Source organism: Peribacillus sp. P4_D6, assembly GCF_056401795.1.
Genome location: NZ_JBFUIQ010000205.1, coordinates 1 through 4,457 on the forward strand (window position 1 = coordinate 1; position 4,457 = coordinate 4,457).

At 39.0% G+C, this 4,457-nt stretch carries 4 protein-coding genes; 1 reads left to right on the forward strand and 3 read right to left on the reverse strand.

Going from position 1 to position 4,457, the window contains the following annotated elements:
- The 3 genes from araA to AC1DVB_RS25380 all read right to left on the reverse strand — a co-directional run.
- Positions 1–1,280 (reverse strand): L-arabinose isomerase (araA, locus tag AC1DVB_RS25370; protein WP_477591529.1); only part of this gene is annotated, 1,280 nt, incomplete at its 3' end.
- A gap of 51 nt (positions 1,281–1,331) precedes the next feature.
- Positions 1,332–2,027 carry an L-ribulose-5-phosphate 4-epimerase gene (locus AC1DVB_RS25375; protein ID WP_095678918.1) on the reverse strand — a complete coding sequence of 232 codons (696 nt, stop codon included), beginning with the start codon at positions 2,025–2,027 and terminating at the stop codon, positions 1,332–1,334.
- Positions 2,028–2,049: 22 nt separating this feature from the next.
- Positions 2,050–3,660, reverse strand: coding sequence for a xylulokinase (locus AC1DVB_RS25380; protein ID WP_477591531.1), 1,611 nt, complete (start codon positions 3,658–3,660; stop codon positions 2,050–2,052).
- Positions 3,661–3,998: 338 nt separating this feature from the next.
- Here AC1DVB_RS25380 and AC1DVB_RS25385 point away from each other — a divergent pair.
- A partial coding sequence (locus AC1DVB_RS25385; protein ID WP_477591533.1) for a GntR family transcriptional regulator occupies positions 3,999–4,457 on the forward strand: 459 nt, incomplete at its 3' end.

Here is a 4,457-nt window from a genome sequence, read left to right on the forward strand (position 1 = left end):
TCCCAAAGTACACGGGCCACTGGCAGGTGTGGTGCTGGAACTGTTGGCTCGAATGCAGAAACTTCATTAATCAAAAGTTTATAGTTTGTACCAAAGTCAGCCATGGAAACAACGACACCGTCTCCTGCTTTGCCGTCGAATACTAAACGTGCTGGATCTTCACGATCACCTATACCTAATGGAGATACGACAATTTTTGGTTTGTTACTTGCTAAAGATGGGTCGACTTCGAGCATATGTGATTGAAGGATTGATTCTTGTCCAGCAGCTAATTCATATGTGTAATCTTCCATAAATCCAGTTGATTGGTTATGGCTCATCACTTTCAGTAAGCGATCAAGTGCTGCCGTCTTCCAATCCCCTTCACCCGCAAAGCCATATCCTTGTGCCATCAAACGTTGGACGGCAAGACCAGGAAGTTGTTTCATCCCATATAAATCTTCGAAATTCGTTGTGAAGGCCGTGTAACCACCATCAGCAAGGAACCGTTTAATCGCAATTTCATAGCTTGCCTGTACCTTTACGCTTTTCTCCCAATTTTCCCTACTGTAGGTACCATAATCAAATTCATAATGGCCTTCGTATACTGCAAATAAAGCATCAATTTCTTCCTCAGTAACCGCATTTACATATTGAACAAGGTCTCCGATTCCAAAATAGTCAACTGTCCACCCAAATTGGATTTGCGCTTCAACCTTATCCCCTTCGGTTACTCCAACGTTACGCATGTTGTCACCAAAGCGAGCGACCTTAATGTTGTAGCTTTCGTTATAAGCAACCGCTACGTCCATCCATTGTGCAATTTGCTGCCGCACTTCAGGACGCTCCCAATAACCTACAACAACTTTATTTTGTTTTTTCAATCGGGCATTGATAAAACCATATTCACGGTCACCATGAGCGGATTGGTTCAGGTTCATAAAGTCCATATCAATTGTTGCCCAAGGAATACTTTCATTGAATTGTGTTGCTAAATGAAGCAATGGTTTTTGTAATAATTTTGTTCCACGAATCCACATTTTTGCAGGTGAGAAAGTATGCATCCAAGTGATGACACCGGCAACTTCGTCACGATAGTTGACTTCTTTCATGATGCTTGTGATTTTATCTGCACTAACAGCTAAATCTTGCAATACAAGTGGATAGGGTAATATACCGCTTTCATTTAATGCATCGGCTATCGTTTGTGCATTCGCCTTGACCACTGCTAACGCTTCTTCCCCATATAGATGTTGTGATCCTACGACAAACCAAAATTCCTTTTTTCCTGTTGTTAACATAATAAGCCTCTTTTCTTTATTTAATAGGTTGATAATTTGATAGAGTTGATCTTACTTTTGACCGTAATAAGCATATTTTCCATGTTTTCGTAAATAGTGTTTATCCAAAATATTTTGTGGTAATTCTTTTGCAAAATGATTTAATTCCCGTGTAAATAAATTCATTTTCGAAACTTCATCCAACACCACACTATTCATTACGGCGGATTTTGCATCTTTTCCCCAAGTAAAGGGACCATGACCATGAAGTAAGATACCAGGAACGGCTAAAATGTCTATCCCGCGCTCTTCAAATGTTTCGATGATTAACTTCCCAGTCTCCACTTCGTACCCACGATCAATCTCCTCTTGTGTTAGGTAGCGGGCACATGGGATGGATCCATAAAATGTGTCTGCATGAGTGGTGCCCATCGCTGGAACATCAAGGCCTGCTTGAGCCCAGATTGTCGCCCAAGTTGAATGAGTATGCACAATGCCGCCGATTTCTTGGTAATATTTATAAAGTACAGCATGAGTCGCTGTATCTGATGAAGGCCTCAACTCTCCTTCAACAACATTGCCATCTAAATCAACAACAACCATATCGCTGGCTTTCATCGTTTCGTAATCAACGCCACTAGGCTTGATAACAAATAAACCGCTTTCACGATCGATGGCACTCGCATTTCCCCATGTATATTTTACGAGTCCATATTTAGGCAAGTCCAAATTTGCTTGATATACCTCTTCTTTCAGTTGTTCTAACACGTCAATCCCTCCAGTTTTCCACTCATAACATCAAATTGTCTACAGCGGCCTGCTCAATCACTAAACCCTTCCTGTATCTTTCAATAAATGCTTCAAATCCTTTAACATCTACTTGATCAGGATAAATTTCTTGCCCATCAACCTCTTCGAATACTTTTTTGTCGAGGAAGTCTTCTAAACTTTCTTTTTGTTCTTTATTCATCATGTAAGATGCAAGAATCGCCATTCCCCACGCGCCGCCTTCTCCTGCTGTTGACATAACTGATACTGGAGCATTCATTGCAGCCGCAACGATTTTTTGTCCAACAAGAGGGGTTTTAAATAAACCACCGTGAGCCAAAATACGATCAATTGCAACATTTTCTTCTTTTGTCAAAATACCCATTCCGATTTTCAATGCACCGAAAGCAGTAAAAAGGTGAGTGCGCATGAAGTTTGCTAAATTGAATTGACTCTCAGGCGAGCGGACAAATAATGGTCGCCCTTTTTCCAATCCTGTGATATTTTCACCTGAGAAATAACCGTRGCTAAGCAAACCGCCACCATCTGGATCCGCTTCCAAAGCTTTATTCAACATTACTTCAAATAATTTATTTATATCAACCTTTTGTCCCATTGCCTCAGAAAATTCACGGAACAATCCCAGCCAAGCATTGAGATCACTTGAACAGTTATTCGCGTGAACCATTCCAACGGGACTTCCATTTGGTGTAGTTACCAGATCAATTTCTGGATATACTTTTGAAAGTTCTTTCTCTAGTACAATCATCGCAAAAACGGAAGTTCCTACTGAGATGTTTCCGGTACGTTTCCTCACACTATTCGTAGCAACCATTCCAGTCCCAGCATCGCCTTCCGGTGGACAAATTGGAGTGCCTGGTTGTAAATTTCTTGATCTATCGAGGATTTTCGCTCCAATTTCGGTTAATTCACCCGCTTGCTCGCCTGAAATGTAGACTTTAGGAAGAATCTCTTTTAGCTTCCAAGGATAACCTTTCGTCGCAATTAATTCGTCAAACTGCTTGACCATTGATTCATTGTAATCTTGCGTTGATTCATCAATGGGGAACATGCCTGAAGCATCTCCAATGCCAATTGCTTTATTTCCAGTCAATAACCAGTGAATGTATCCAGCCAAAGTCGTAATACAATCAATGCGAGGCAAATGTTTCTCTTCATTTAATATCGCTTGATAAAGGTGAGCAATACTCCATCGTTCAGGGATATTAAATTGAAATTGATCAGTTAGTTCTTTTGCGGCAACACCTGTTGTTGAGTTACGCCAAGTTCGAAACGGAACAAGTAGCTCCCCTGTACTGTCAAAAGCCATGTACCCGTGCATCATTGCGGAAAATCCAATAGAACCTATTTTTCGAATGGTAATTCCATAATTCCGTTCAACTTCTTGCTTCATTTCACTATAAGCTGTTTGCAGACCAGTGATAATATCCACTAAGTTGTACGTCCAAATTCCATCTTCCAAGAAATTTTCCCACTCATAACCTCCAGATGCGATAGTCTCATGATGATTATCAATCAACACCGCTTTAATACGGGTGGATCCAAATTCGATTCCAAGTGAAGTTTCTCCTCCGGTAATCGCTTGTTTAATTTTTAATATATTCGTTTGCACGTTAATCCCCCTTCTGTCAGCGCTTTCAATAAAAGGAGGCGCTTAAATTTATTAACAACCATATTATATTTTTTGTACGTACATTTGTCAACTTTTTATATTATTTATACTTACAACTTTCAGGCGAAATACTCCATCCTCACCTTAAAGTCATGAATTTGTATTAAGGGAAGTTATACGACATGAAACCTAAAGGTAAATAGGGTGAATTTATAACTTTATACAAAAAATAAGATGATTTGTTTTAATTTATTCAAAAATTATGGTAAAATATGTCCGCACAAATATTTTAAGCGCATAAATTAGAATGCAAACAACTATGGAAGAAGTGAGGTTTAATGAAACCAAAGTATCAGGTAATCATTGATGATTTAAAAAATAAAATCCTTACAGGTGAATATAGTGTAGGGGAACAAATTCCTACTGAATCCGTCATGCAAGAAATGTACAACGTTAGCCGACATACTGTACGAAAGTCCATTTTAGAATTATCAAACGAGGGATTCTTGAGAAGTGAAAAAGGATCTGGCACATATGTTAGTAACCAATATCAATCAAAATCTGGTGGCAATTCCAAAAATAAAACGATTGGTGTAATCACGACCTACATTTCTGATTACATTTTCCCTTCTATTATCCGCGGAATTGAAAGAAGATTGAATGAAGATAATTATTCGTTACTATTAGCCAGTACAAATAATGATGTCGAACAAGAAAAAAAAGCCTTGGAAATGATGTTGTCATTTGGCGTGGATGGTATGATCATTGAACCTACAAAAAGCAATCTATACAATCCC